The following is a 25,129-nucleotide window of genomic DNA, read 5'->3' on the forward strand; positions in this document are numbered from 1 at the left end:
CGGGGGTGTGCGGGCCGGGCTGGAGCGATCCCACGGACGAGCGTCGAAACGCTGTCGGTTCCTCATAAAAAGAGGAGCTTTTATGCCATCGAATGATAAGAAGGCCGCGGGATTATAAACATGGCGCTTGGCTATGTAATGGCTTTTCAATTGCGAAATGCTGTTTTTGTGACATCACCTCCAAAGCATGAAAATCCGATGAAAATCGGCTCCCCAGGCACATCCGCCCTTGAGCCAAAGCCATTGGAAGTGAACAATGTGTTACTTCTTATTACCAACCGAGAGTCATTCATGACTGCGCCGTTCCGTTTGCTGGCCTGGCTTGTATTGCCATTGCTTGCGCTGTGCAGCACTTCGCTGCTGGCCGACACCCTCGAAAGTGCCCCCCAGGCGCTGCATTTATTGGATTACATCGGGGCGGATTACCCGGCTACGGTCGAGGCAGGCAAGGTCATCGACGAGGCGGAGTACCGCGAGCAGTTGGAGTTCACCCAGGCGCTGGAAGGGTTGATCGTCGGGTTGCCGGCCAAACCGGAAAAGGCCGAGTTGGTCCAGGGCATCGGCGCCTTGCGCACGGCGATCACCCAGCGCCAGGACGGCGGCGAAGTCGCCCGCCTGGCGCGGCAGCTGGGGGCCAAGCTGGCGGTGGCATATGAAGTCAGCCAAGCGCCGGTCATCACTCCCGATCCCATTCGCGGTGCGCCGTTGTATGCGCAGAATTGTTCGGTGTGCCACGGTGCCAGCGGTGCCGGCGACGGTCCTGCCGGTGTTGGCCTGGAACCGCCGCCCGCCAACTTGCGGGACGCCCAGCGCCTGGATCGCCTGAGCCTCTATGGGATCTACAACACCCTCGGCATGGGCATCGAAGGCACCGACATGCCGGCCTTCGCCGATCAGCTCGACGACCGTCAACGCTGGGACCTGGCGACCTACATCGCCAGCTTCAGCGCCGACCCGGCCGCGGCCAAAAGTGAACAAGTCTTTAACCTCGCTGACCTGGCGCGCCAGACCCCGGGCGAAGTCCTCGCCGCGCAAGGCCCGGCGGCGGCGGCGACATTCCGTGCCCAGCGTGCCCAGCCGCCACAGGTGCAACGTGGCCCGGCGCAGTTGCTCGACTACACGGCCGCTACTCTGGACAAAAGCATCGCGGCGTATCGCGCCGGTGACCATGACCAGGCCTACGACCTGTCGGTCGCGGCTTATCTGGAAGGTTTCGAGCTGGTGGAAAGCTCGCTGGACAATGTCGATGCCAACGTGCGCAAAGACACCGAAAAGGCCCTGATGGCCTACCGTCAGTCGCTGCAGGACGGTCTGCCGGTGGAGCAGGCCGAACAGCGCCTGGACGCGGCCAAGGCCAAGTTGAAAGCGTCCGCCGACTTGCTGGGCGGCGATGGCTTGAGCTGGTCGCTGAGCTACATCTCCGGCTTGCTGATCCTGCTGCGTGAAGGGTTGGAAGCGATCCTGGTGCTGGCGGCAATCCTGGCATTCCTGCGCAACACCGGCCAGCAGTCGGCGGTGCGCAGCGTTAACGTCGGTTGGGGCCTGGCGCTGCTGGCCGGCCTGGCGACCTGGGGCCTGGCGGCGTATGTGATCGACGTCAGCGGTGCCCAGCGCGAGTTGCTCGAAGGCGCGACGGCGTTGTTCGCCAGCGTGATGGTGCTGTGGCTGGGCGTCTGGATGCACGACCGTCGCCACGCAGCGGCCTGGCAGGACTACATCAAGAGCAGCCTGGTGGGCGGCGGTGGTCGTTTTGGTTTTGCGATCCTGGCGTTCTTCTCGGTCTATCGCGAACTGTTCGAAGTGATCCTGTTCTACGAAACCCTGTGGCTGCAAGCGGGCCCTGCCGGGCACAACGCGGTGCTGGCCGGCGGTGCGACGGCGCTGGTGTTGCTGGTGGGGTTGGCCTGGGTGATCCTGCGCGGCTCGGCGAAACTGCCGCTGACGCTGTTCTTCAGCATCAACGCCGCGTTGTTGTGCGCGCTGTCGGTGGTGTTCGCCGGTCATGGCGTGAAGGCGTTGCAGGAAGCCGGGATTTTCGGCACCCATCCGGTGGCGTTCTTCGACTTCGACTGGCTGGGCATTCATGCCGATGCCTATTCGCTGGCCGCGCAAGTGGTGGCGATCGTGGCGATCGTGGTGCTGTATGGGCGCAGTTGGGTGGCGGAGAAGCGTCGGGTGCAGGTTTCCTGAAAAGCGGCATTCGCTGCGCTCATGATCGCGAGCAAGCTTTGCTCCCACACAAGCCTGCTCCCGCACAAGCCTTGCTCCCACAGCCAGCACTTACCTGTGGGAGCAAGGCTTGCCCGCGATGCTTTTTAATTTAGAGGAAGCCACTCAATGCGCGTATGGATCGACGCCGACGCCTGTCCCAAGGCGGCGAAGGAACTGGTGGTCAAGTTCGCCTTGAAGCGCCGGTTCGAGGTGGTGCTGGTGGCTGGCCAACCGCAGATCAAGCCGGCCCTGGCCTGTGTGAAGTTGATCGTGGTGCCCAGCGGCCCTGACGCGGCGGACGATTACCTGGTGGAGCACGCCGTGCCGGGTGAGCTGGTGATCTGCAGCGACGTGCCCTTGGCCGACCGGTTGGTAAAGAGGGGCGTCGCCGCCCTGGATCCGCGGGGCAAGGAGTTCGACGCGCAAAACATGGGCGAGCGCCTGGCGGTGCGCAACCTGTTCACCGATTTGCGTGAGCAGGGGCATATGGGTGGCGGCCCGGCGGCGTACAGCGAGCGGGACAAGCAAGGATTTGCCAATGCGCTGGATCGGATCCTGACTCGGTTGACTCGAGTTTCCTGAGTCTTGCCTCAATTCCCTTGTGGGAGCGGGCTTGCTCGCGAAGGCGTCGGTTCAGTTGGCTCATCGATGACTGACACACCGCATTCGCGAGCAAGCCCGCTCCCACAGGAAGAAGGTTCAGGAGCGGTTGCGGGGTCAGGCGTCGTTCTCGTGCGTCAATTCCAACACCCGGTCCACCAGCTTGTTGATGCCCGAAGCCGCTTCGCTGATGTTCTGCGCCAGCATGTAGGCCGGGGTACTGACCAGTTTGCGCGCGCGGTCCTCGACGATGTCGGTCACCGCGCAGTCTTCGTGGGTACCGCCCATTTTGCTCACGGCCGCCGCCGTGTCCGGGTCGTTGCCGATGGTGCAGGTCACCCCCGGGCCATAGATTTTTGCTGCCAGGGCCGGGGAGATGCAGATCAGCCCCACCGGTTTACCGGCCTCGGCAAAGGCCTCGGTCAAGGCCAGGACTTCTGGCTGGACCGTGCAACCGACGCCTTCGACGGCAAAGTTGGAGAGGTTTTTCGCCGAGCCAAAGCCACCGGGTACGATCAGCGCATCGAAATCGTCGACGTTGGCGTCACGCAAATCCTTCACGTTGCCCCGGGCGATCCGCGCGGACTCCACCAACACGTTGCGGCTCTCGGGCATCTCCTCGCCTGTCAGGTGATTGATCACATGCAACTGGGCAATGTCGGGGGCGAAGCACTGGACCTGCGCCCCGCGCTGATCGAGGCGCAGCAAGGTGATCACGCTTTCGTGGATCTCGGCGCCGTCATACACGCCACAGCCGGAAAGGATCACTGCAATTTTTTTGCTCATGGGCTTTTTCTCCAGATTCATGGCGTTAAATGTCTACTAATTTGTCACTCGTTGCCATAGGGGGATCGGGCAGCTACACCTAACCTGCCGGTTATCTCCCTGCCTCGCCTGCCCGGGTTGCGTCATGAACTTCATCCTGTATGCCGTGCCGTTCTTCTTTGTGCTGATTGCCGTCGAGTTGTTGGCCGATCGCTGGCGGGGCGTGAGCCACTACCGCGTGGCAGACGCGATCAACAGCGTGAGCACCGGCGTGCTGTCGACCACCACCGGCCTGCTGACCAAAGGCGTGGGACTGGTGACCTATGCCTTTGCGTTGAAGCACCTGGCCGTCATCGAGCTCCCTGCCGACCGGGCCTGGACCTGGGTGTTTGCCTTTGTGCTCTACGACTTCTGCTATTACTGGCTGCACCGCATGGGGCATGAGCGCAACATCCTCTGGGCCGCCCATTCGGTGCATCACCAGAGCGAGGACTACAACCTGTCCACCGCGTTGCGCCAGACCAGCACCGGCTTCCTGTTGAGCTGGGTCTTCTACGTCCCGCTCGCCGTATTGGGCGTGCCGTTGGTGGTCTTCGTCAGCGTTGCGGCGTTGAATCTGCTGTACCAGTTCTGGGTCCACACCCAGCACATTCCCAAGCTCGGCTGGCTGGAGTGGTGTTTCGTGACGCCGTCCAATCATCGTGCCCACCATGCACAGAACCCTCTCTACATGGATCGCAACTACGGCGGGGTGTTCATTATTTGGGACCGTCTGTTTGGCACCTTCCAGGAAGAAGACGATAACGAGCCGGTGATTTTTGGCGTGACCACGCCGCTGGCGAGCTGGAATCCGTTGTGGGCCAACCTGCAGTTCTATGCCCAGCTGTGGGCCGATGCGCGGCGAGCGGGGCGCTGGTGGGACAAGCTGCGAATCTGGTTCATGCCCACCGGTTGGCGTCCGGCGGATGTCGCGGCCCGGTACCCGCTGAACAAGCCGGACTTGAGCCAGTTCCGCAAATTCGAAGTGCCGCTGGACCTGCGCCAGCAGTGGTACGCAGGGCTGCAGTTCGGCGTCTACATTGCCTTGGGCAGTTATTTGATGAACCTTGAAGGCAGCCTGCCGGTCGCCGCCCTGGTGCTGGGTTGGGGCGCGGTGGCGTTCGGTCTGTTCGTGTTGGGCGTGGCCCTGGAGAATCGCCCGTGGGCGCTGAAGCTGGAGCTGTTGCGGCTGGCGTCGAACCTGCCGCTGGTATGGCTGGCGCCCTTGGCCGGGTTGTGGCCGGCCAGCGCTGTGATGAGCCATGGGGCCTGGGTCGGGCTGCTCAGCTACAGCCTGCTCAGCGGCATCGGGCTGTACTGCTGCCGCAGCCGGTTTACTCGGTTGGCGTCGTAGGCTCGGCAGACTTGGCTTGTTCGAGTCGCTCGGCTTCGAGGACTTTCTTGGCCAGCCGCGCATTCTTGATGCGCCGGCGCAGCCACAGGACCAGGCCCAGCACCAGCAGCGCGCCGAGCACCCACAGTTCGTATTTCTTGATGCTACCCAGCATGCCTTCCAGCACCGCGCCGAAGTGGTACGCGGCGGCGGCCAGGGCCGTGGCCCAGATTGCCGCGCCGATGCCGTTGAGCAGCAGGTAGCGGCCCGGCGGGTAGCCTGACAGGCCGATGGCCACCGGCATCACCGTGCGCAGGCCGTAGACGAAGCGGAAACTCAGGACCCAGATGTCCGGATGCCGGCGGATGTGCTCCAACGCGCGATCGCCCATCAACTGCCAGCGCGGCTTGCGCGCCAAGAGCTTGCGGCCGTGCTTGCGCCCCAGGAAATACCACAGCTGATCGCCCGCGTAGCTGCCGCAGAACGCCACGACGACCACCAGGTTGATGTCCATGTAGCCACGGAACGCCAGGAAGCCTGCGAGCACGAGGATGGTTTCGCCTTCGAAGAACGTGCCGATAAACAGGGCCAAGTAGCCGAAGTCATGCAGAAATTGTTGGAGCATTGTCTGGGTGCTGGCGAAATGAACGCGCAGCCTAACCCTTCGGGCACATTCAGGAAAGTATCGAAATGTGTCTCGACGTGAACAATTCCTACAGAAGACAATGACTGCGACTACCGGTCGCGCTTTCGCACAACTGTCACGCGTTCGTCATAATGGCCGCTTATAACTGTCACGCTCGCCCGTCTGCGGGCTCAGGAGTCTGCCGTGAGCTTTACCCCCGCCAATCGTCTGTTCCCTGCTACCCGTCTGCGTCGCAACCGCCGTGATGAGTTCTCTCGTCGGCTGGTGCGTGAAAACGTGCTGACCACCGATGACCTGATCCTGCCGGTGTTCGTGCTGGACGGTGAGAACCGTCGCGAAGCGGTGGCGTCGATGCCCGGGGTGGAGCGCCTGACCATCGACCTGCTGCTCGAAGAAGCCGCCCACTGGGTCGAGCTGGGCATTCCGGCGCTGGCCCTGTTCCCGGTTACGCCGCCGGCGCTCAAGTCCCTGGACGCCGCCGAAGCCTGGAACCCGGAGGGCATTGCCCAACGTGCGACCCGTGCCCTGCGTGCGCGTTTCCCGGAACTGGGGGTGATCACCGACGTGGCGCTGGACCCGTTCACCACCCACGGGCAGGACGGTATCCTCGACGAAGAAGGCTATGTGCAGAACGACATTACCGTCGATGCGCTGGTCCGGCAGGCGTTGTCCCATGCCGAGGCCGGTGCCCAGGTGGTAGCGCCGTCGGACATGATGGACGGGCGCATCCAGGCGATCCGCGAAGCCCTCGAGGTCGCCGGTCACGTCAATGTGCGGATCATGGCCTACTCGGCCAAGTACGCCAGCGCCTATTACGGCCCGTTCCGCGATGCGGTCGGCTCGGCGCTGAACCTGGGCAAGGCCAACAAGGCCTCTTATCAGATGGACCCGGCCAACAGTCAGGAAGCCTTGCACGAAGTGGCGGCTGACTTGTCAGAAGGGGCAGACATGGTCATGGTCAAGCCTGGCATGCCCTACCTCGACATTCTTTGCCGGGTCAAAGACGAATTCAAAGTGCCGACCTTTGTTTATCAGGTCAGCGGCGAGTACGCCATGCACATGGCCGCGATCCAGAACGGTTGGTTGGGCGAAGGGGTGATCCTGGAGTCCTTGACCGCTTTCAAACGCGCAGGCGCTGATGGCATCCTGACTTACTTTGCCGTGCGCGCCGCCCAATTGTTACGAGAGCAGAAATAGCCTCCCAGGAACTTGCGATGAATACCGAAGGACTCACAGAAGTTGCCGTAAAAGACGCTCAACCCGTGGTCGAGCCAGTCGCCGAGACACCGCCGGAGCTGGAGCCCGCTCCCCCGGCTGTGGTCGAGCCTGCCCCGGCGCCGGCGATTGCTATTCCGAACCTGGATGACAGCAGCCTGTACATCCATCGCGAGCTGTCGCAACTGCAGTTCAACATCCGCGTGCTGGAGCAGGCGCTGGACGAGTCCTACCCGCTGCTGGAGCGGCTGAAGTTCCTGCTGATCTTTTCCAGCAACCTGGACGAGTTTTTCGAAATTCGTGTGGCCGGCCTGAAGAAGCAGATCACCTTCGCCCGTGAACAGGCCGGCGCCGATGGTCTGCAACCGCACCAGGCCTTGGCGCGCATCAGCGAACTGGTCCACGGTCATGTGGACCGGCAGTACGCGATCCTCAACGACATCCTGTTGCCGGAGCTGGAAAAGCACCAGGTGCGCTTCATCCGCCGGCGCAACTGGAACACCAAGATCAAGACTTGGGTGCGCCGCTATTTCCGCGACGAGATCGCACCGATCATTACGCCGATCGGCCTCGATCCGACGCACCCGTTCCCGCTGCTGGTCAACAAGAGCCTGAACTTCATCGTCGAGCTGGAAGGCATCGACGCCTTCGGTCGCGATTCCGGCCTGGCGATCATCCCGGCGCCGCGCCTGTTGCCGCGCATCATTCGTGTGCCGGAAGACGTCGGCGGCCCCGGGGACAATTATGTGTTCCTGTCGTCGATGATCCACGCCCACGCCGATGACCTGTTCCAGGGCATGAAAGTGAAGGGTTGCTACCAGTTCCGCCTGACCCGTAACGCCGACCTGTCGGTGGACACCGAGGACGTCGAAGACCTGGCCCGTGCCCTGCGCGGCGAGCTGTTCTCCCGTCGCTACGGCGATGCGGTGCGCTTGGAGGTGGCCGACACCTGCCCCAAACACCTGTCCGACTACCTGCTCAAGCAGTTCAACCTGCACGAGACCGAGCTGTACCAGGTCAACGGCCCGGTCAACCTGACCCGACTGTTCAGCATCACCGGCCTGGACAGCCATCCGGAGCTGCAATATTCGCCGTTTACGCCGCAGATCCCGAAATTGCTGCAAAACAGCGAGAACATTTTCAGCGTGATCAGCAAGCAGGACATCCTCCTGTTGCACCCGTTCGAGTCGTTCACGCCGGTGGTCGACCTGCTGCGCCAGGCCGCCAAGGACCCCCACGTCCTGGCGGTGCGCCAGACCCTGTATCGCAGCGGCGCCAACTCGGAAATCGTCGATGCCCTGGTGGACGCCGCGCGAAACGGCAAGGAAGTCACGGCGGTGATCGAATTGCGCGCCCGCTTCGACGAGGAATCCAACCTGCAACTGGCCAGCCGCCTGCAAGCGGCAGGCGCGGTGGTGATCTACGGCGTGGTCGGCTTCAAGACCCACGCCAAGATGATGCTCATCCTGCGCCGTGAAGCCGGTGAGATCGTGCGTTACGCCCACTTGGGCACCGGCAACTACCATGCCGCCAACGCCCGCCTGTACACCGACTACAGCCTGCTGACCTCCGACGATGCCTTGTGCGAGGACGTCGGCAAGCTGTTCAGCCAGTTGATCGGCATGGGCAAGACCCTGCGCATGAAGAAACTGCTGCATGCGCCGTTCACCCTGAAAAAGGGCATGCTCGACATGATCGCCCGGGAGACGCAGTTCGCCCTGGATGGCAAACCGGCCCACATCATTGCCAAGTTCAACTCGCTGACCGATCCGAAGATCATCCGGGCGTTGTACAAGGCCAGCCAGTCGGGCGTGCGCATCGACCTCGTGGTGCGGGGCATGTGCTGCCTGCGGCCGGGCATTCCGGGGGTGTCCCACAACATCCACGTGCGCTCGATCATCGGGCGGTTCCTGGAGCACACGCGGGTGTTCTACTTCCTCAACGGCGGTGAGGAGCAGATGTTCCTGTCCAGCGCCGACTGGATGGAGCGCAACCTCGACAAGCGAGTTGAGACCTGCTTCCCGGTGGAAGGCAAGAAGCTGATCCTGCGGGTCAAGAAGGAGTTGGAAAGCTACCTGACCGACAACACCCACAGCTGGAGCCTGCAGTCGGATGGCCGTTACATCCGCAACACGCCGACCGGCAACCAGAACCCGCGCAGCGCCCAGGCGACCTTGTTGGAGCGTTTGAGCAGCCCGGTGTTGGCGGTTCGTTAAAAGCTCGAAGGTTGGGTGGCAGGCTTAGCTTTTGTGGCGAGGGAGCTTGCTCCCGCTGGGCCGGTCCGACGCTTCGGGCGCAGCAGCCCCAACTCTTGGGAGGGCTTCGCCCTCCAGCGGGAGCAAGCTCCCTCGCCACAATGGATTGCAGTTGGGCCACTAGGGACTCCAGCAAGCAATCAGTGGATGTTCAACACAATCCCGACCCGCGTCAGCCATTCCGCTTCCTGGGCGAAGTCGGCCTGGGTCAGTTGGTTCTCTTCCAGCCAGCCGTCGGGAAACATCACGTCCAACTGATCGCCGTCGGCATGCAGGGCCACTTGCGGCATTTCCTGGGTGCCACGGATGTGGTGGAACAGGATCGCAAAACGCAGCAGCACGCACAGGCGAATCAGCTTGATGCCGTCGTCGCCGAACTCGGCGAATTTATCCTTGGGAATGTTGCGCCGATGGCCGCGTACCAATAGCGCGAGCATCTGCTGGTCTTCCCGGGAGAAACCCGCCAGGTCGGAGTGCTCGATCAGGTAGGCGCCGTGCTTGTGGTAGTGATAGTGGGCGATGTCCAGGCCCACTTCATGGACCTTGGCGGCCCAGCCCAGCAACTCACGCCAGACCCCGTCGTTAAGGTCCCAATCGTCGGCGACCTGGTCGAAGGCATGTAGCGCCTTGCGCTCGACCCGTACGGCTTGTTCCAGGTCGACGTGATAACGCTCCATGAGCGAGCCCAGGGTGCGTTCACGCACGTCTTCGTGATGATGCCGTCCCAGCAGGTCGTAAAGCACGCCTTCGCGCAGGGCGCCCTCGCAGTGGTCCATGCGTTGCAATTCGAGGGCGTCGAAAATCGCTTCGAGGATCGCCAGGCCCGCCGGGAAAATCGCCCGACGGTCGGGCTTGATGCCTTCGAAATCGATCTTGTCCGCCTCACCGAGCTTGAACACCCTGCGCTTGAGCCAGGCCAGGCCCTCGGCGTTGACTTCGCCAGTGCCGTGGCCACCCGCCTTGAGCGCCAGGCCGATGGCCCGGATGGTCCCCGAGGAGCCGATGGCTTCGTCCCAGGTCAGGCGATGCAGGGCGTGTTCGATGCTCATGATTTCCAGGCGCGCCGCCGTATAGGCCTGGGCATAGCGGGCCGGGGTGATCTTGCCGTCGCGGAAATAACGCTGGGTGTAGCTGACGCAGCCCATCTGCAGGCTTTCGCGCAGCAGCGGCTCGAAGCGCTGGCCGATGATGAACTCGGTACTGCCCCCACCGATGTCCGCCACCAGGCGCTTGCCCGGGGTGTCGGCCAAAGTATGGGAAACGCCCAGGTAGATCAGGCGGGCTTCTTCACGGCCGGAGATGACTTCCACCGGATGGCCGAGGATGGCTTCGGCGCGGCGGATGAACTCGCCCCGGTTGCGTGCCTCGCGCAGGGCGTTGGTGCCGACGATCCGCACCGCGCCCAGGGGCATGCCGTTGATCAGTTGGGCGAACCGCTTGAGGCAATCGAGCCCGCGCTGGATGGATTCTTCGCTCAGTTGGCGTTCTTCATCGATGCCGGCGGCCAGTTGGACCTTCTCGCCGAGCCGCTCAAGAATGCGAATTTCCCCGTTCTGGGCCTTGGCGACGACCATGTGGAAGCTGTTGGAGCCCAGGTCGATGGCGGCGATCAGGGACAGATTCTTGGCTTGGGATGGCGGCATGGTCAAAAAGTCTCGGTCGATAACCTTGCCATCCTGCCACGATCGACCGCTTACGCCAACGCACCTGAAGCAAACCCTTGAGCCAGAGCCATTCGCAGGATGCTTCTGTGGCAGTAAAGATCAGGCAGGCTCGACCGTGCCGATGAAGTTAGCCAGTTCGGCCGTCTGCGGATTGGCGAACAACACCTTGGGATCGCCCACCTCATGCACCTTGCCCTGGTGCATGAACACCAGTTTGTCGCCGACTTCCCGGGCGAAGCGCATTTCATGGGTGACCATGATCAGCGTCATGCCTTCCTTGGCCAGTTGTCGCACCACGCTGAGCACTTCGTTGACCAGCTCCGGGTCCAGGGCCGAGGTGATTTCGTCGCACAGCAGCACTTTCGGCGACATCGCCAGGGCGCGGGCAATCGCCACCCGTTGCTGTTGGCCGCCGGACAAGCGGTCGGGGAAGGCATCGAATTTCTCGCCCAGCCCGACCCTTTCCAGCATCTGCCGCGCCAGCTCGGCCGCCTTGGCCTTGGGCACTTTTTGCACAACCTGCGGCGCGAGCATGACGTTCTCACCGACCGTCAGGTGCGGAAACAGGTTGAACTGCTGGAACACCATCCCGACTTTCTGCCGCAGGCTGCGCAGGTCGGCGCGGGCCGCATCGAGGTATTCGCCGTCGACTTCGATCACGCCATCGTTGATCGACTCCAGGCCATTGAGGGTGCGCAGCAAGGTGGATTTGCCCGAGCCGCTGCGGCCGATGATCGCCACCACCTGGCCTTCCTCGACACTCAGGTCGATGCCTTTGAGCACGTGATGATCGCCGTAGTATTTATGCAGGGCGGTAATTCTAAGCAGAGGCATGCAGTCTCCTTTCCAGGTAGCGCGCACTGAGGGACAAGGGGTAGCAGAGCAGGAAGTAACCGAGGGCGACCAGGCCATAGACCATGAACGGCTCGAACGTGGCGTTGGCGAGCATGCCGCCGGTCTTGGTCAGTTCGGTAAAGCCGATGATCGACGTGACAGCCGTACCTTTGACCACCTGCACGGAAAAGCCCACGGTCGGCGCCACGGCGATGCGCAGGGCCTGGGGCAGGATCACGTAGCGCAACTGTTCGAGCGGGTTGAGGGCCAGGCTTGCGGAGGCTTCCCACTGGCCATCGGAAATCGAGTCGACACAACCGCGCCAGATCTCCGCCAGGTAGGCGCTGGTAAACAGCGTCAGGGCAATCGCCGCCGCCATCCACGGTGAAATCTCGACGCCGGCCAAGGCCACGCCAAAGAACACCAGGAACAACTGCATCAACAGTGGCGTGCCTTGGAACAGCTCGATGTAGGTGCGGGCGATGTTGCGGGGCAGGGCGCGTTTGGAGATGCGCAGGACCATCACCAACAAACCGATCACGCCGCCGCCGATAAACGCCACCAACGACAGCGCCAAGGTCCATTGCAGCCCGGTGAGCAGGTTGCGCACCACGTCCCAGAAAGTGAAATCGCTCATTGGCTGCTCCTGGCAATGTAGCGACGCCCGACCCAATTGAGGAACTGGCGGATCAACAGCGCCATGCACAAATAGATCAGCGTGGTCAGCGCGTACGTTTCGAACGCGCGGAAGTTGCGCGACTGGATGAAGTTGGCGGCAAAGCTCAATTCTTCGGTGGCGATCTGCGAACAGACCGCCGAGCCGAGCATCACGATGATGATCTGGCTGCTCAGGGCCGGCCAGACCTTGCCCAGCGCTGGCAGCAGCACCACGTGGCGGAAGGCCTCGAAGCGGCTCATCGCCAGGGCCGCGGCGGCTTCCAGTTGCCCCCGTGGGATCGCCTGGATGCCGGCACGGATGATCTCGGTGGAGTAGGCGCCAAGGTTGATCACCATCGCCAATACCGCGGCCTGCCATTCGGAAATCTGCAGGCCCAGGGACGGCAAGCCGAAGAAGATGAAAAACAGCTGCACAAGGAACGGCGTGTTGCGGATCAACTCCACGTACACGCCGAAGATCGCCGCGAACGGGCGAATGTTCCACGCCCGCACCACGGCCCCGACGATGCCCAGGCTGACCCCGAGCAACGTGCCGATGGCCGTCAGTTCCAGGGTGAACAACGCACCGCGCAACAGCAGCTCGGTGTTTTGCACCACCGGTAGAAAATCGAACTGATAAGCCATGCTCAGCCTCTCAAGCGACGGTCAGAGATCGGCCGGCAGCGGCTGCTTGAGCCAGGTCTGGGAGTTTTTCTCCAGGCTGCCATCGGTCTTGGCGGTGGCCAGGATCTGGTTGACCTTGTCCAACAGCGCCGGCTCGTTCTTGTTCACGCCCACGTAAACCGGTGAGTCCTTGAGTTTTACCTTCAGCGCCGGAACACGCTTGGGGTTGCGTTCGCTGATGGCGACCATCACCACGTTGCCGCTGGCGATCAGGTCCACCTGGCCGGCCAGGTAGGCGGCGATGGTCGAGTTGTTGTCTTCGAAGCGCTTGATGGTGGCGCCTTCGGGGGCGACTTTGGTCAGCTCGATGTCTTCGATGGCGCCACGGGTGACGCTGATGGTCTTGCCCTTGAGGTCGTCCAGGGTGTTGATGGCGGCATCAGGCGGGCCGAACACGGCCAGGTAGAACGGCGCATAGGCGCTGGAAAAGTCGATGACCTTTTCCCGCTCCGGGTTCTTGCCCAGGCTGGAAATCACCAGGTCGACCTTGCCGGTGGTCAGGAACGGGATGCGGTTGGTGCTGTTGACGGGGGTCAGTTCAAGCTTGACCTTGAGCTGGTCGGCCAGCAGCTTCGCGGTGTCGATGTCCAGGCCGCGGGGTTTCATGTCCGGGCCGACCGAACCGAAGGGCGGGAAATCCTGGGGCACGGCGACCTTGAGGGTGCCACGCTTGACCACGTCTTCCAGGCCGTCGGCGTGGGCAGGCAGCTGACAAAGCATCAGGCTGGCGAACAGGGCTGTGAGCAGGGCGCTGCAACGCTGAATCATGGCGAATCTCCGCAATCGGTGATGTGATTTCTGCGTTCGGACAGAGCACAGGCCATGCCAAGCCGGCTCTTCATCGGTCAAAGCCACGGTTTTGCTGGTGGGAGGCGGTCTTACTGGTCTGAACAGTTGCGCCGCGTTTCGCACCTTTATCGGGCGTCGGCATTTGCCGCCGAACCCTGCTGGGGCACGACTTGCCGGGCGCGGCGAATAGCTTTACAACTAGCCGCTCACTGGCCCGGTTCGTCTGAAAAATCATGAATTCCATCGCTCGTGCCGTTCCTGAAGTGGCGCTGCAAGCCATCCGCAAACTGATCGTCGATGAAGGCTTCGGCCCCGGCGATGCGCTGCCGTCGCAACGGGACCTGGCGCTGCAACTGGGGGTGAGCCGGGCGTCGTTGCGCGAAGCGCTGTCGTCCCTGAGTGCCTTGGGCATGATCAGCGTGCAGCCGGGCAAGGGCGTGTTCGTGCAGGCACCGGTAGAGGCTCCACGCAGCGAGTCCGCGCCGGGGTGGCCGTTCGCGGCCCAGGCTTCGCCGGTGGACATCTTCCAGTTGCGCTACGCCCTGGAAGGTTTCGCGGCGGGGTTGGCGGCGGTGACGCTCAGCGCCGATGAGCTCGACCGGTTGCAAGACAATGTCGAAGCCATGCGCCGGGAATTGAAGGTCGGGGATTTCGACGCCGCCGCGCGGCTGGATTTCGAATTCCATCGGCGAATCCTGCTGGCCAGCGGCAACCAGGCGATGCTGAGCATCCTCACCGCCAGCGCCGACATCTTCCTGGAGAGCCAGAAACTACCGTTCATCCGGGCGGAGCGGGCGATGGAAACCTGGCAGGAGCATCGCAAGATCCTGCGCGCCCTGGCCCGTCGGGCGTCAGGCGCCGCGCAAAAAGCCATGCAGGAACATGTACGTAACGCTGCGCTGCGTACCGGCATTTCCTTTGTCGCTCCCGTAGCTTCTTGAACCGGGCCATACTCAAATACATCGTGCGCCATAGCGAGACTCAATCAACTGCGGCTTCCTGAACCCTGGAAGGGCCGCTATGATGGGCCACGTTTTTTTGCTGATGACCCCGGAGATTTCCATGAGCAGCGATCTGATCAAACACGTTAGCGACGCTAGCTTCGAAGCTGACGTTCTCAAGGCCGAAGGCGCGGTACTGGTCGACTATTGGGCTGAGTGGTGCGGTCCTTGCAAAATGATCGCTCCGGTCCTGGACGAGATTGCCGAGACCTACAAGGGCAAACTGACCGTTGCCAAGCTGAACATCGACGAAAACCAGGAGACGCCGGCCAAGCACGGCGTGCGTGGTATCCCGACCCTGATGCTGTTCAAGAACGGCAACGTCGAAGCCACCAAGGTCGGTGCCCTGTCGAAGTCGCAACTGGCTGCTTTCCTCGACGCCAACATCTAAGCGCCGAATGCCACTGGAAAAGCCCCGCAAATCGCGGGGCTTTTTCGTTATTCGGGGCTAGACGCTTGCAAACCCAGGTGGTACATTCGGCCCCGCACTGGTTTCTCCATTGCCCCCTGCAAGCCGTCGCCGACGCTCTCCTTTCGAATAAGTACGCGATCCTGTCGCCTTCTCCGCGGCGCGGCCTCATTAAGCCAAAAGCTTAATTTCCCCCCTCCATAAATGATTACGTCATTCCTATATGAATCTGACTGAACTCAAGCAAAAGCCGATTACCGAACTGCTCGAATTGGCCGAACAGATGGGCATAGAAAATATGGCCCGTTCGCGCAAGCAGGACGTGATTTTCTCCCTGCTCAAGAAGCACGCGAAAAGCGGCGAGGAAATCTCCGGTGATGGCGTGCTGGAGATTCTCCAGGACGGCTTCGGCTTCCTTCGCTCCGCAGACGCTTCCTATCTCGCCGGCCCAGACGATATCTACGTCTCGCCGAGCCAGATCCGTCGCTTCAACTTGCGCACCGGTGACACCATCGTTGGCAAGATCCGCCCTCCGAAGGAAGGCGAGCGTTATTTCGCCCTGCTCAAGGTCGACACGATCAACTTCGATCGTCCGGAAAACGCGAAGAACAAGATTCTCTTCGAGAACCTGACCCCGCTGTTCCCGACCGTGCGCATGAAGATGGAAGCCGGCAACGGTTCCACCGAAGACCTCACCGGTCGTGTCATCGACCTGTGCGCACCCATCGGCAAAGGCCAGCGTGGCCTGATCGTGGCGCCGCCGAAAGCGGGCAAGACGATCATGCTGCAGAACATCGCGGCCAACATCGCCCGTAACAACCCTGAAGTTCACCTGATCGTGTTGCTGATCGACGAACGTCCGGAAGAAGTGACCGAGATGCAGCGCACCGTGCGCGGCGAAGTGGTCGCCTCGACGTTCGACGAGCCGCCAACCCGTCACGTGCAGGTTGCCGAAATGGTGATCGAGAAGGCCAAGCGCCTGGTCGAGCACAAGAAGGACGTGGTGATCCTGCTGGACTCCATCACCCGTCTGGCCCGCGCCTACAACACCGTGATCCCGAGCTCCGGCAAGGTGCTGACCGGTGGTGTCGATGCCCACGCGCTGGAAAAACCGAAGCGTTTCTTCGGCGCCGCGCGGAACATCGAGGAAGGCGGTTCGCTGACCATCATCGCCACCGCACTGGTTGAAACCGGTTCGAAGATGGACGAAGTGATCTACGAGGAATTCAAGGGCACCGGCAACATGGAGCTGCCCCTGGACCGTCGTATCGCCGAGAAGCGTGTGTTCCCGGCCATCAACATCAACCGTTCCGGTACCCGTCGCGAAGAATTGCTGACCGCCGATGACGAGTTGCAGCGCATGTGGATCCTGCGCAAGCTGCTGCATCCGATGGATGAAGTCGCTGCCATCGAGTTCCTGGTCGACAAGCTGAAGACGACCAAGACCAACGATGAGTTCTTCCTGTCGATGAAACGCAAGTAAATCGTCAGGACAGGCCAGCAAGAGCCGGGGAAACCCGGCTTTTTGCTATCTGTGCATTCACTATTCTGGACGGGCGGCGTTAAACTCGGGCCCCCGAACGCCACGGCGACCATGAGGCTTTTGCATGCAGTATCGCGACTTGCGCGACTTTATCAGTGGGCTGGAACAGCGCGGCGAACTCAAGCGCATCCAGGTACCGGTGTCCCCCGTCCTGGAAATGACCGAGGTCTGCGACCGCACCCTGCGCGCAAAAGGCCCGGCGCTGTTGTTCGAAAACCCGACGGGTTATGACATCCCGGTGCTGGGCAACCTGTTCGGCACACCGGAGCGCGTGGCCCTGGGCATGGGTGCCGAAGCGGTCAGCGAACTGCGCGAGATCGGCAAGCTGCTGGCGTTCCTCAAGGAGCCCGAGCCGCCCAAAGGCCTGAAGGACGCCTGGTCGAAGCTGCCGATTTTCCGCAAGATCATTTCCATGGCGCCGAAAGTCGTCAAGGACGCGATCTGCCAGGAAGTGGTGATCGAGGGTGACGATGTCGATTTGGCTATGCTGCCGGTACAGACCTGCTGGCCGGGCGACGTCGGCCCGCTGATCACCTGGGGCCTTACCGTTACCAAAGGCCCGAACAAGGACCGCCAGAACCTGGGCATCTACCGTCAGCAGGTGATCGGCCGCAACAAGGTCATCATGCGCTGGCTGAGCCATCGGGGTGGTGCGCTGGATTACCGCGAGTGGTGTGAAAAACACCCCGGCCAGCCCTTCCCGGTGTCGGTGGCCCTGGGCGCGGACCCGGCGACTATCCTCGGCGCTGTCACGCCCGTGCCCGACAGCCTTTCCGAATATGCCTTCGCCGGCCTGCTGCGGGGCAACCGTACCGAACTGGTGAAATGCCGCGGCAACGACCTGCAAGTGCCGGCCACCGCCGAGATCATCCTTGAGGGGGTGATCCATCCTGGCGAAATGGCCGACGAAGGACCGTACGGCGACCACACCGGTTACTACAACGAAGTCGACAGTTTCCCTGTGTTTACCGTCGAGCGCATCACCCATCGGATCAAGCCGATCTACCACAGCACCTACACCGGTCGTCCGCCTGACGAACCGGCGATTCTCGGCGTGGCGCTGAACGAAGTGTTCGTGCCTATCCTGCAAAAGCAGTTTCCGGAAATCACCGATTTCTATTTGCCGCCGGAAGGCTGTTCGTATCGCATGGCCGTGGTGACCATGAAGAAGTCGTATCCGGGGCACGCCAAGCGGGTGATGCTCGGGGTCTGGTCGTTTTTGCGACAGTTCATGTACACCAAGTTCGTTATCGTCACCGACGACGATATCAATGCACGGGACTGGAACGACGTGATCTGGGCCATCACCACGCGCATGGACCCCAAGCGCGACACGGTGATGATCGAGAATACGCCGATCGACTACCTCGACTTCGCCTCGCCGGTGTCAGGCCTGGGGTCGAAGATGGGGCTCGATGCCACGCATAAATGGCCCGGTGAAACCACCCGTGAGTGGGGCCGGGTTATCGTCAAGGATGAAGCCGTTACCCAACGGATCGATGCCATCTGGAATCAGTTAGGAATAGATTGATGCGTGTGACCTTGCAGCCTTCCGGCGCGGTGCTGGAGATACAGCCGGCGGAGCGGATTCTCGATGGCGCGCGGCGCCTGGGCTATGAATGCCCGCAAAGCTGCCGCAACGGCAACTGCCACGTCTGTGGCGCGTTGCTGGTGGAAGGCCGTGTGCAACAGGCGGGCGAGGTGCGCGATCACGGTGAGATCTTCACCTGTATCGCCGAGCCGCTGGAGGACTGCGTGGTGCTGTGGGACGGCGTGCTGTCGCCGGGTGAGTTGCCGGTACGCAACCTGGCGTGCCAGGTCATCGAGTGCGCCGACGTAGGCGGTGATGTCTGGCGAGTGCGCCTGCGTGCGCCGGCGGGCAAGCCGCCGCGCTATCACGCCGGGCAGTACCTGATGATCGAGCGGGAAAACGGCGAGAAATCGGCTTTTTCCCTGGCCTCGGCGCCGCATTCCGGGCGCGAGCTGCAATTGCACGTATTGGTGCGCGAAAGCAGTGCACAGGCGCTGCTGGAGCAACTGCGACGCAACCCCAGCGTGCGCGTCGAAATGCCGTTTGGCGACACGCATTTGTCCGAGCTACCGCAAGGCCCATTGGTGCTGATCGCCGCTGGAACCGGCATGGCGCAGATGCACAGCTTGATCGAGCACTGCCGCGCGGCGGGCTTCAAGCACCCGGTGCACCTGTATTGGGGCGTGCGGCGGCCGGACGATTTCTATGAAATCGAGCATTGGGACGAATGGAAAAAACTGCCGAACCTGTTCCTGCATAAAGTTGTCAGCGACTTGTGTGGCTGGGAAGGGCGCTGCGGGATGCTCCATGAAGCGGTGTGCGAGGACATCAGCGATCTTTCCGGCGTGCATGTCTACGCCAGCGGCTCGCCGGCCATGATCTACGCCACGCTCGATGCCCTGGTGGAAGCCGGCATGGATGCTCATCAGATGCGTGCGGATGTGTTTGCGTATGCGCCGCGCGCCTGAGCCGCATTCATCCTCCCAGGCTTAGGTCTGCTTTTTGTGGCGAGGGAGCTTGCTCCCGCTCGGTTGCGCAGCGACCGCCTCTTTTGGGACTGCTTCGCAGTCCAGCGGGAGCAAGCTCCCTCGCCACAACAGCAGATGTCCATCCATCGATATAACATCATATATTTCGTTTCGATATTTAGCCTTGAGGCTAGATACCGATAACGTATATAGGGTACGCAATGGCATTTAACTTGCCTGAATTCCCCTGACCGTCAACACCATGACGGCACCCTGACTACCTTCCGCCCCCGCGAGGAGCCAACCGCTAACGGCCATGACCGCTATCGAATCCGCCATTACCTGTGCCTTGTACCCGCCACGACTCGAACTGGGGCCGCAGCTGACCCGTGAACAATTGCTCGCCTCGATGCAATTGACCATGAGTCTCCACCAGGGCGGTCCGGTCTGGTTGTTCGCGTACGGTTCATTGATCTGGCGGCCGGAATGCACGGCGGTGGAGCGGGTGCGCGGCCGGGTCCATGGTTACCATCGCGGTTTATACCTGTGGTCCCATGAACACCGCGGCACCCCGGAATTGCCAGGATTGGTGTTCGGATTGGATCGCGGCGGTTCATGCAGCGGTTTCGCCTACAGGTTGCCGGAGGAAAATCTCGAGGACTCGCTGTTTGCCCTGTGGCAGCGCGAGATGCCGGTGCCGTCCTATCGCCCGCACTGGCTCAGTTGCCGTCTCGAGGATGGCAGCCGGGTGCAAGCCTTGGGTTTTGTGTTGGAGCGACACCTGCCCAGCTATGCCGGCAACTTGCCGGACCATGTGCTGAGCCAGGTGTTCGAAAGCGCCTGTGGGCGTTACGGCACCACTCGCGATTACGTCGAGCAGACCGTACACGCCCTGCGCAGCCACGCCATGCCAGACCGGAACCTGGAGGCGCGGCTCAGGCGCTGCCAATCAGCGCTGGATCAGGCGACCGCTTCGCGGCTCTGACTGGCGATTTGCTTGTGCCATAGGGTTGGCGCGAGGAATGCCATCGCCAGCAGGCAGGCACCGACCAACAGCACAAAACCGCCATCCCAGCCAAAGTGGTCCACGGTGTAGCCCATGGCGGCGCTGGCCGCGACCGATCCACCCAGGTAACCAAACAGACCCGTGAAGCCCGCGGCGGTACCGGCGGCTTTCTTCGGCGCCAGCTCCAATGCCTGCAAACCGATCAGCATCACCGGGCCGTAGATCAGGAATCCGATGGAAACCAGGGCGATCATGTCGACGGTCGGGTTGCCGGCCGGGTTCAGCCAGTACACCAGCGTTGCCACGGTCACCAGGGCCATGAACACCATGCCAGTCAGGCCACGGTTGCCACGGAAGATCTTGTCGGACATCCAGCCACACAGCAGCGTGCCGGGAATGCCCGCCCACTCGTAGAAGAAATAGGCCCAGGAGCTCTTGTCCACCGTGAAGCCCTTGGCTTCCTTGAGGTAGGTCGGCGCCCAGTCCAGCACGCCGTAGCGCAGCAGGTAGACGAAGACGTTGGCCATGGCGATGTACCAGAGCATCTTGTTGCGCAGCACGTACTTGACGAAGATTTCCTTGGCGCTGAATTCGTTCTCGTGGCTGGCGTCGTAGCCTTCCGGGTAGTCGTTCTTGTATTTCTCGATCGGGGGCAGGCCCACCGATTGCGGGGTGTCGCGCATGGTCGCGAAGGCAAACACCGCAACGACGAGCGCCACGGTAGCGGGCACGTAGAATGCCGCGTGCCAATCATTGAACCAGGCCATGCCCAGCAGGAACAGCGGGCCGATCAGGCCGCCACCGACGTTGTGCGCCACGTTCCACACCGACACCACGCCGCCACGTTCCTTCTGCGACCACCAGTGCACCATGGTCCGTCCGCTTGGCGGCCAGCCCATGCCTTGGGCCCAGCCGTTGATGAACAGGAGGATGAACATGATGGTCACGCTGGACGTTGCCCAGGGCGCGAAACCGAACACGAACATCACCCCCGCCGAGACCAGCAAGCCGAAGGGCAGGAAGTAACGCGGGTTGGAACGGTCGGACACCAGGCCCATCAGGAACTTCGACAGCCCATAAGCGATGGCGATGGCCGACATGGCCAGGCCCAGCTGGCCACGGGTATAACCCTCGTCGATCAGGTACGGCATGGCCAGGGAGAAGTTCTTGCGCAGCAGGTAATACCCGGCGTAGCCAATGAAGATCCCTGCGAAGATCTGCCAGCGAAGGCGTCGGTAAGTGCTGTCTATTTTTTCTTCAGGCAGGACTGCCTGGTGTGCTGCAGGTCGAAAGAAAGCAAACATTCAAGTGCTCCAGGTTCTTGTTATGGCGGCGGATGCGAATGTTACAGTTTCGTTACCGAAAATAGCATCGCTCGTTGTCGCATAAAAAGCAGAAATTTCGATTGATCATGTTCTTAAGTGAACATGTCGTTCAGACGTAAGCGAAGGGCGTCGTAGGAAATGCCTTCGCGACGCCCTTTCATGCGCCGCATCGGTGAATACGGGGCAAAGCAGTGGGAAACATCCTTCGCCCAAATGGGAAGTCTCGCTATAGGGTCCATGAGCCATGGCCTTTACCCTTTACGTTTCTGCCAGGTCTGGCATTTCAACTGAGGGGTAGGGGCAATGAGGTGGTCCGTGGTGATGCTGTTGCTGTGCTTGGCCGGTACGAGCGGGGCAGCGGAAATGTTGTTGGTGCCCGAGCACAATCCCAGGCCGGATTACCCGACGGCCCTGGTCCGCAAGGGCATCATGGGTATGGCCCGGGTCGGCTTCATGGTGCATGCCGATGGTCGTGTCGATGAGGTCACGATCTTGCACAGCGATCATCCGGATTTCGCCGAAGCGGCACGGGAGGCCGTGAGCCAATGGCGCTTCAAGCCTTGGCCGGTGGATCTTGAACACCCGGCGAAGACGCATGTCGTAGCGCCCTTCGAGTTCCGCCTGGATGACTTGCCACTGGACGCCAATAAATGGATCAAGACGTGGAAATGCTCGGACATCAACGCCCACGCCAACGGCCAGCTATGGGTGCAGGACTTGCTCCCGTTCCATTACACACGCCTTTACTTATCCAATGTGTTTTTCGTCAAACAGCTACCGGAAGCTGAGCGCCTGGCGTTGATCGCTCGGTTCAACAGGCTCTTGCCCTCGATCGTGCAGCGTTGCGGGAGTTTTCCAGCGGCGCGGTATGTGCGGATGCTGCCGAAGGAGGTTCGTGAGTTGCTTTAGCCTCGTTTTTAGGGCATCGCCGTTGGCGATGCCCCTACTTGTTATTCTGGCTTGAAACCGGGTTTTCCGTTTTGTTCTCGCCAGATTTTAATTTCATTCAGGATTCCTTCCGGACTGTCTTCTCGACCTTGTTTAGGGTAGAAAATAAGTGCGGATTTTTCTGGGTGCTCAGTAACCTTCTCAAAATGCTTTGCAAGTTTACTGGTGTATTCACCCAGCTCATCTCCAGTAAGTTCGTTATTGTCTTCGAAAAATTCCTTAAGAAAGGATAGAAACTCTGCTTCGGTATAGTCCTCGATTTTTTCTTTGAAGATCATGGCTTTGTTCCTTTTTTGTGAAGCTCAATATGTTCTTTAGGTGTCATGATGCTCAGGTTGTCTAAATCGTAAACTGCACCGCCCTTGGAAATCCATTGTATATGATGAATTTCAAATTTGTTCCTTTCACCTACGTGGTCGTCTGGAGTTGTGAACGGGGCAGCGCCGTTACGCATCAGTTTCAGGTTGGATCTACTGAACTGTGCTGATAATTTTTCATCATTGGCTACCCTCTCCCAAAATTTTTCTCGGAAGGCATCAAAGTCTCTGAAGTCCTGACCTCGAAGTAGATTTGCTATCTCGCGAGGAATGGGGGCACCAACGCCGTGCTCGCTACTTCCTAGCCAGTGTTCCCCAACCTCCTGACCTGCTCCAGTCACCGTCCCCGGCTCATATCGCGGCCCGGTACGACTCGCCATGACATAGACTGGCTGGATTCCCGATTCCATTGGGAATACCAGCACATAATCGTCAATGTCAGCGTCATCGCACGTTGGATGCTCGTCTATTCTCCCCTCTATCTGGGTAATCCTGGCCCCGGGAAGGATCCTGATTTCCGGCTGCGTCACAGGCAATTCGGTCGATCCAAGGAGACTATCCCCTGGAGGGCTGTTCGGCGTCCAAGTCAGTGTCCTTGGAAGAATCCCCTCGGTCGTGAAAGTGTAGAGATTGGTGTGTGGATCCAGTGTTACGTATCTGATCCGAACCTCGTTGGATAAACTTCCACCGGTCGGTGAGAGATAAAACTGAGTATGCTCCCCGCGAACAGATGACACGACGCGAAGCGGTAGGTGGTCTGTTTCAGCATTTGGAGTTAGTTTGAAACCCTCGTCCAATTGGGACAGTGGAATGCTAACCACCACTGGATTACGCTGAAGTTCGCTATTGCCGATTGTCGGAGAATATGACACCGCCACGCCAAATACCGTCAATGGACCACCGGCCAGGGTGGCACTCGCTTTCTTCAGTAGGTCGATGGCGCCTTGCAACGAAACGGGCGAACCCTCATACCCAGCGATCAAGCCGTCGGGAGTCGTCATGAGTGGCCGCGCGGAGGCCATCGCGCCGCTGGCGGTGGACAGTTGTATATTTTCGATGTGATGCTTCAACCGAAAGGTCGCATCGATATCGGCTTGTGCTTTACGCAGCGACGTCTTTCGTGAATCACTCGTCAATACATTGCCTACTGCATGCTCTGCTTTGGTTGCGTCCTGGTGCGCGACAGACAATTCCCGGTGTTTTTGCTGCATCCAAGGCAGTTTTTGATTGATGTCTTCAGGCTGGGCTTGGTTGAACTGATGAAGTAGCGCGTTAAAACGGACTGCCAATGCCGCCGCGATTTTCTGTTTTCGTTCTTGTTCGGCTCGTTGCGCCTCAGCTCGGGCTTGGGCTTGCTTTAGAGCTTGTGCTTTTTTCTCGGCAGCAACACGTAGCTGTTCTTGTAAGCGTTCGGCTGCTAAGGCCCGGTCGATGAGTCCAGCAAAGGCGTTAGTTGTTTTCGTTAAATGTCGAACGGATTCGGAATGAAGAAGGGATACATGGTAGTCCTGCCATCGCTTTCCTAGGTTTGTTTTTGCCTGTAGCGCCACAAGATTGCTGAGGGCTTCGAGCTCAGGTTTACTCAAGGGAGGCTTGATGTTCGGATTGGCTTTCGCAAAAGCAGCGATAGCTGCACGCTCAGTTGCAATCATCTTGGCTAAGGCTGCTTTGTAGTTCCTAAGCGACTGGGAGGCGGTTAGCCCGCCTGTTGCACCCAGCGTTGATGAGACTTTTTTTAGTAAAAATCCTGGTAGAAGCCGGAGGTGAATATTTTTTTCTTGATTGATAATCCTAAGTTTTTCATTTGCTGCTGATGCGGAATCACTTTGTCCGGATTTGACAGCAGCCAGCTCGACTTTTTTTGATGCGTGTTCCAGTTGCCCAGCAAGGATGTCGTTTTGCAATGAAAGCCGTTTCAGCTCCAACGCTGATCGGTACGCGTTGTCGATCGCTGAGTAAGCGACGGCGATATTGGGTGGGGAGGTCTGCAGGCTTTCCATTACTCTTTTGAAGGACAGTTCCTTCATTAGGAAGAATGGATTATGACCATATAGCGAGTAAGCGCTTTTGGTGCGTGCTTGATATTTGGATTCTTTGGATTGAATAGCCTTAAGCGTTGCATCCTGTTCTGTCTTCGCTTTTTCCAATGGCGAAAGTGGGCGAGCGCCTATAGCTGATCTTTTTGCTTGTTCGAGTTCTTTGATGGTTGTCTCGGTAAGTTTTATAAAAGTATTACGATACTCGGCGTCGATGACTTCGCTATTTGCTATACGCTCCTTCATCATGTCATCCCACGCGTGGGGAATAGACGCGTTGTGTCTTTTTGAACTTCTAGTGACTCCTCTAGGAGGCCCCTCGTACAAACCCCAAGCCCCTTGGAAATATCCGC

General features: G+C 60.4%; 22 protein-coding genes. 12 read left to right on the forward strand and 10 right to left on the reverse strand.

Annotated features, from left to right (window positions below; translation table 11 throughout):
- The first annotated feature begins 291 nt into the window (after positions 1–291).
- Positions 292–2,190, forward strand: a complete 1,899-nt coding sequence (locus M1D99_RS01610) for an FTR1 family protein (protein WP_434573640.1) — start codon at positions 292–294, stop codon at positions 2,188–2,190.
- 147 nt (positions 2,191–2,337) lie between these two features.
- A complete protein-coding gene (locus M1D99_RS01615; protein WP_186706838.1) occupies positions 2,338–2,793 on the forward strand; it encodes a YaiI/YqxD family protein in 456 nt (151 codons plus the stop codon).
- A 135-nt stretch (positions 2,794–2,928) separates the two neighbouring features.
- Here the strand turns inward: M1D99_RS01615 and elbB are convergent, their stop codons facing one another.
- Positions 2,929–3,597 carry an isoprenoid biosynthesis glyoxalase ElbB gene (gene elbB / locus M1D99_RS01620; protein ID WP_434573642.1) on the reverse strand — a complete coding sequence of 223 codons (669 nt, stop codon included), beginning with the start codon at positions 3,595–3,597 and terminating at the stop codon, positions 2,929–2,931.
- A 124-nt stretch (positions 3,598–3,721) separates the two neighbouring features.
- Here elbB and M1D99_RS01625 point away from each other — a divergent pair, with 124 nt between their 5' ends.
- Entirely contained in the window at positions 3,722–4,969 is a 1,248-nt protein-coding gene (locus tag M1D99_RS01625) for a sterol desaturase family protein (protein ID WP_434573644.1), read from the forward strand.
- On the opposite strand, the gene M1D99_RS01630 is transcribed toward M1D99_RS01625, so the two are convergent.
- The gene (locus M1D99_RS01630; RefSeq protein ID WP_186706835.1) at positions 4,950–5,573 is read right to left on the reverse strand and encodes a DedA family protein; all 624 of its coding nucleotides are present in this window, start codon (positions 5,571–5,573) and stop codon (positions 4,950–4,952) included. The genes M1D99_RS01625 and M1D99_RS01630 overlap by 20 nt on opposite strands.
- A 204-nt stretch (positions 5,574–5,777) precedes the next feature.
- On the opposite strand from M1D99_RS01630, the gene hemB reads away from it, so the two are divergent.
- Both hemB and ppk1 read left to right on the forward strand, forming a co-directional pair.
- Entirely contained in the window at positions 5,778–6,791 is a 1,014-nt protein-coding gene (gene hemB / locus M1D99_RS01635) for a porphobilinogen synthase (RefSeq protein WP_072405986.1), read from the forward strand.
- Positions 6,792–6,808: 17 nt separating this feature from the next.
- Positions 6,809–9,025, forward strand: coding sequence for a polyphosphate kinase 1 (gene ppk1, locus M1D99_RS01640; protein WP_434573646.1), 2,217 nt, complete (start codon positions 6,809–6,811; stop codon positions 9,023–9,025).
- A gap of 179 nt (positions 9,026–9,204) precedes the next feature.
- Here ppk1 and ppx read toward each other — a convergent pair whose 3' ends face one another.
- The 5 genes from ppx to M1D99_RS01665 all read right to left on the reverse strand — a co-directional run bounded on the left by ppx (position 9,205) and on the right by M1D99_RS01665 (position 13,671).
- Entirely contained in the window at positions 9,205–10,707 is a 1,503-nt protein-coding gene (gene ppx / locus M1D99_RS01645; RefSeq protein WP_434573648.1) for an exopolyphosphatase, read from the reverse strand.
- Between the two features lie 120 nt (positions 10,708–10,827).
- The gene (locus M1D99_RS01650; protein ID WP_431080720.1) at positions 10,828–11,562 is read right to left on the reverse strand and encodes an amino acid ABC transporter ATP-binding protein; all 735 of its coding nucleotides are present in this window, start codon (positions 11,560–11,562) and stop codon (positions 10,828–10,830) included.
- Positions 11,549–12,199: an amino acid ABC transporter permease gene (locus tag M1D99_RS01655; RefSeq protein WP_434573651.1), complete on the reverse strand. Its 651-nt coding sequence runs from the start codon at positions 12,197–12,199 to the stop codon at positions 11,549–11,551. The genes M1D99_RS01650 and M1D99_RS01655 overlap by 14 nt, the downstream gene beginning before the upstream one ends.
- Positions 12,196–12,864, reverse strand: a complete 669-nt coding sequence (locus M1D99_RS01660; protein ID WP_053126440.1) for an amino acid ABC transporter permease — start codon at positions 12,862–12,864, stop codon at positions 12,196–12,198. Before M1D99_RS01660 ends, M1D99_RS01655 begins: the two co-directional genes overlap by 4 nt.
- Before the next feature lie 21 nt (positions 12,865–12,885).
- Positions 12,886–13,671: a transporter substrate-binding domain-containing protein gene (locus M1D99_RS01665; RefSeq protein WP_413793149.1), complete on the reverse strand. Its 786-nt coding sequence runs from the start codon at positions 13,669–13,671 to the stop codon at positions 12,886–12,888.
- A gap of 254 nt (positions 13,672–13,925) precedes the next feature.
- Between M1D99_RS01665 and M1D99_RS01670 the strand changes: the two genes are divergently transcribed.
- The 6 genes from M1D99_RS01670 (at position 13,926) to M1D99_RS01695 (ending at position 20,129) form a co-directional block, all read left to right on the forward strand.
- Complete coding sequence (locus M1D99_RS01670; protein ID WP_186730165.1) at positions 13,926–14,633, forward strand: FadR/GntR family transcriptional regulator; 708 nt, start codon at positions 13,926–13,928, stop codon at positions 14,631–14,633.
- 121 nt (positions 14,634–14,754) lie between these two features.
- Positions 14,755–15,084 (forward strand): thioredoxin TrxA, encoded by a 330-nt coding sequence (gene trxA, locus M1D99_RS01675; protein ID WP_003206727.1) that lies wholly within the window; start codon positions 14,755–14,757, stop codon positions 15,082–15,084.
- Between the two features lie 241 nt (positions 15,085–15,325).
- Positions 15,326–16,585, forward strand: a complete 1,260-nt coding sequence (rho, locus tag M1D99_RS01680) for a transcription termination factor Rho (protein WP_003206716.1) — start codon at positions 15,326–15,328, stop codon at positions 16,583–16,585.
- A gap of 124 nt (positions 16,586–16,709) precedes the next feature.
- Positions 16,710–18,176 (forward strand): 4-hydroxy-3-polyprenylbenzoate decarboxylase, encoded by a 1,467-nt coding sequence (gene ubiD / locus M1D99_RS01685; RefSeq protein ID WP_039590257.1) that lies wholly within the window; start codon positions 16,710–16,712, stop codon positions 18,174–18,176.
- The gene (locus M1D99_RS01690) at positions 18,176–19,144 is read left to right on the forward strand and encodes a CDP-6-deoxy-delta-3,4-glucoseen reductase (protein ID WP_434573654.1); all 969 of its coding nucleotides are present in this window, start codon (positions 18,176–18,178) and stop codon (positions 19,142–19,144) included. The genes ubiD and M1D99_RS01690 overlap by 1 nt, the downstream gene beginning before the upstream one ends.
- Before the next feature lie 316 nt (positions 19,145–19,460).
- Positions 19,461–20,129 (forward strand): gamma-glutamylcyclotransferase, encoded by a 669-nt coding sequence (locus M1D99_RS01695; protein WP_434573656.1) that lies wholly within the window; start codon positions 19,461–19,463, stop codon positions 20,127–20,129.
- Here the strand turns inward: M1D99_RS01695 and glpT are convergent.
- On the reverse strand, positions 20,105–21,454 hold the full coding sequence (gene glpT / locus M1D99_RS01700; protein ID WP_434573658.1) for a glycerol-3-phosphate transporter: 1,350 nt from the start codon (positions 21,452–21,454) through the stop codon (positions 20,105–20,107). The genes M1D99_RS01695 and glpT overlap by 25 nt on opposite strands.
- A 324-nt stretch (positions 21,455–21,778) precedes the next feature.
- Between glpT and M1D99_RS01705 the strand changes: the two genes are divergently transcribed.
- Entirely contained in the window at positions 21,779–22,384 is a 606-nt protein-coding gene (locus M1D99_RS01705) for an energy transducer TonB (RefSeq protein WP_434573660.1), read from the forward strand.
- A gap of 41 nt (positions 22,385–22,425) precedes the next feature.
- Here M1D99_RS01705 and M1D99_RS01710 read toward each other — a convergent pair whose 3' ends face one another.
- Together M1D99_RS01710 and M1D99_RS01715 are read right to left on the reverse strand one after the other, a co-directional pair.
- Positions 22,426–22,701 carry a bacteriocin immunity protein gene (locus tag M1D99_RS01710; RefSeq protein ID WP_434573662.1) on the reverse strand — a complete coding sequence of 92 codons (276 nt, stop codon included), beginning with the start codon at positions 22,699–22,701 and terminating at the stop codon, positions 22,426–22,428.
- Positions 22,698–25,025, reverse strand: a complete 2,328-nt coding sequence (locus M1D99_RS01715; protein ID WP_434573664.1) for an S-type pyocin domain-containing protein — start codon at positions 25,023–25,025, stop codon at positions 22,698–22,700. Before M1D99_RS01715 ends, M1D99_RS01710 begins: the two co-directional genes overlap by 4 nt.
- Between the last annotated feature and the right edge of the window lie 104 nt (positions 25,026–25,129).

This window comes from Pseudomonas sp. R3-41, from assembly GCF_054161485.1.

Excerpts from the sequence above, each read along its gene's own strand:
- M1D99_RS01610 (WP_434573640.1), top strand. The coding sequence starts at position 292 with ATGACTGCGCCGTTCCGTTTGCTGGCCTGGCTTGTATTGCCATTGCTT.
- M1D99_RS01615 (WP_186706838.1), top strand. The coding sequence starts at position 2,338 with ATGCGCGTATGGATCGACGCCGACGCCTGTCCCAAGGCGGCGAAGGAA.
- elbB (WP_434573642.1), bottom strand. The coding sequence starts at position 3,597 with ATGAGCAAAAAAATTGCAGTGATCCTTTCCGGCTGTGGCGTGTATGAC.
- M1D99_RS01625 (WP_434573644.1), top strand. The coding sequence starts at position 3,722 with ATGAACTTCATCCTGTATGCCGTGCCGTTCTTCTTTGTGCTGATTGCC.
- M1D99_RS01630 (WP_186706835.1), bottom strand. The coding sequence starts at position 5,573 with ATGCTCCAACAATTTCTGCATGACTTCGGCTACTTGGCCCTGTTTATC.
- ppk1 (WP_434573646.1), top strand. The coding sequence starts at position 6,809 with ATGAATACCGAAGGACTCACAGAAGTTGCCGTAAAAGACGCTCAACCC.
- ppx (WP_434573648.1), bottom strand. The coding sequence starts at position 10,707 with ATGCCGCCATCCCAAGCCAAGAATCTGTCCCTGATCGCCGCCATCGAC.
- M1D99_RS01650 (WP_431080720.1), bottom strand. The coding sequence starts at position 11,562 with ATGCCTCTGCTTAGAATTACCGCCCTGCATAAATACTACGGCGATCAT.
- M1D99_RS01655 (WP_434573651.1), bottom strand. The coding sequence starts at position 12,199 with ATGAGCGATTTCACTTTCTGGGACGTGGTGCGCAACCTGCTCACCGGG.
- M1D99_RS01660 (WP_053126440.1), bottom strand. The coding sequence starts at position 12,864 with ATGGCTTATCAGTTCGATTTTCTACCGGTGGTGCAAAACACCGAGCTG.
- M1D99_RS01665 (WP_413793149.1), bottom strand. The coding sequence starts at position 13,671 with ATGATTCAGCGTTGCAGCGCCCTGCTCACAGCCCTGTTCGCCAGCCTG.
- M1D99_RS01670 (WP_186730165.1), top strand. The coding sequence starts at position 13,926 with ATGAATTCCATCGCTCGTGCCGTTCCTGAAGTGGCGCTGCAAGCCATC.
- trxA (WP_003206727.1), top strand. The coding sequence starts at position 14,755 with ATGAGCAGCGATCTGATCAAACACGTTAGCGACGCTAGCTTCGAAGCT.
- rho (WP_003206716.1), top strand. The coding sequence starts at position 15,326 with ATGAATCTGACTGAACTCAAGCAAAAGCCGATTACCGAACTGCTCGAA.
- ubiD (WP_039590257.1), top strand. The coding sequence starts at position 16,710 with ATGCAGTATCGCGACTTGCGCGACTTTATCAGTGGGCTGGAACAGCGC.
- M1D99_RS01690 (WP_434573654.1), top strand. The coding sequence starts at position 18,176 with ATGCGTGTGACCTTGCAGCCTTCCGGCGCGGTGCTGGAGATACAGCCG.
- M1D99_RS01695 (WP_434573656.1), top strand. The coding sequence starts at position 19,461 with ATGACCGCTATCGAATCCGCCATTACCTGTGCCTTGTACCCGCCACGA.
- glpT (WP_434573658.1), bottom strand. The coding sequence starts at position 21,454 with ATGTTTGCTTTCTTTCGACCTGCAGCACACCAGGCAGTCCTGCCTGAA.
- M1D99_RS01705 (WP_434573660.1), top strand. The coding sequence starts at position 21,779 with ATGAGGTGGTCCGTGGTGATGCTGTTGCTGTGCTTGGCCGGTACGAGC.
- M1D99_RS01710 (WP_434573662.1), bottom strand. The coding sequence starts at position 22,701 with ATGATCTTCAAAGAAAAAATCGAGGACTATACCGAAGCAGAGTTTCTA.
- M1D99_RS01715 (WP_434573664.1), bottom strand. The coding sequence starts at position 25,025 with ATGATGAAGGAGCGTATAGCAAATAGCGAAGTCATCGACGCCGAGTAT.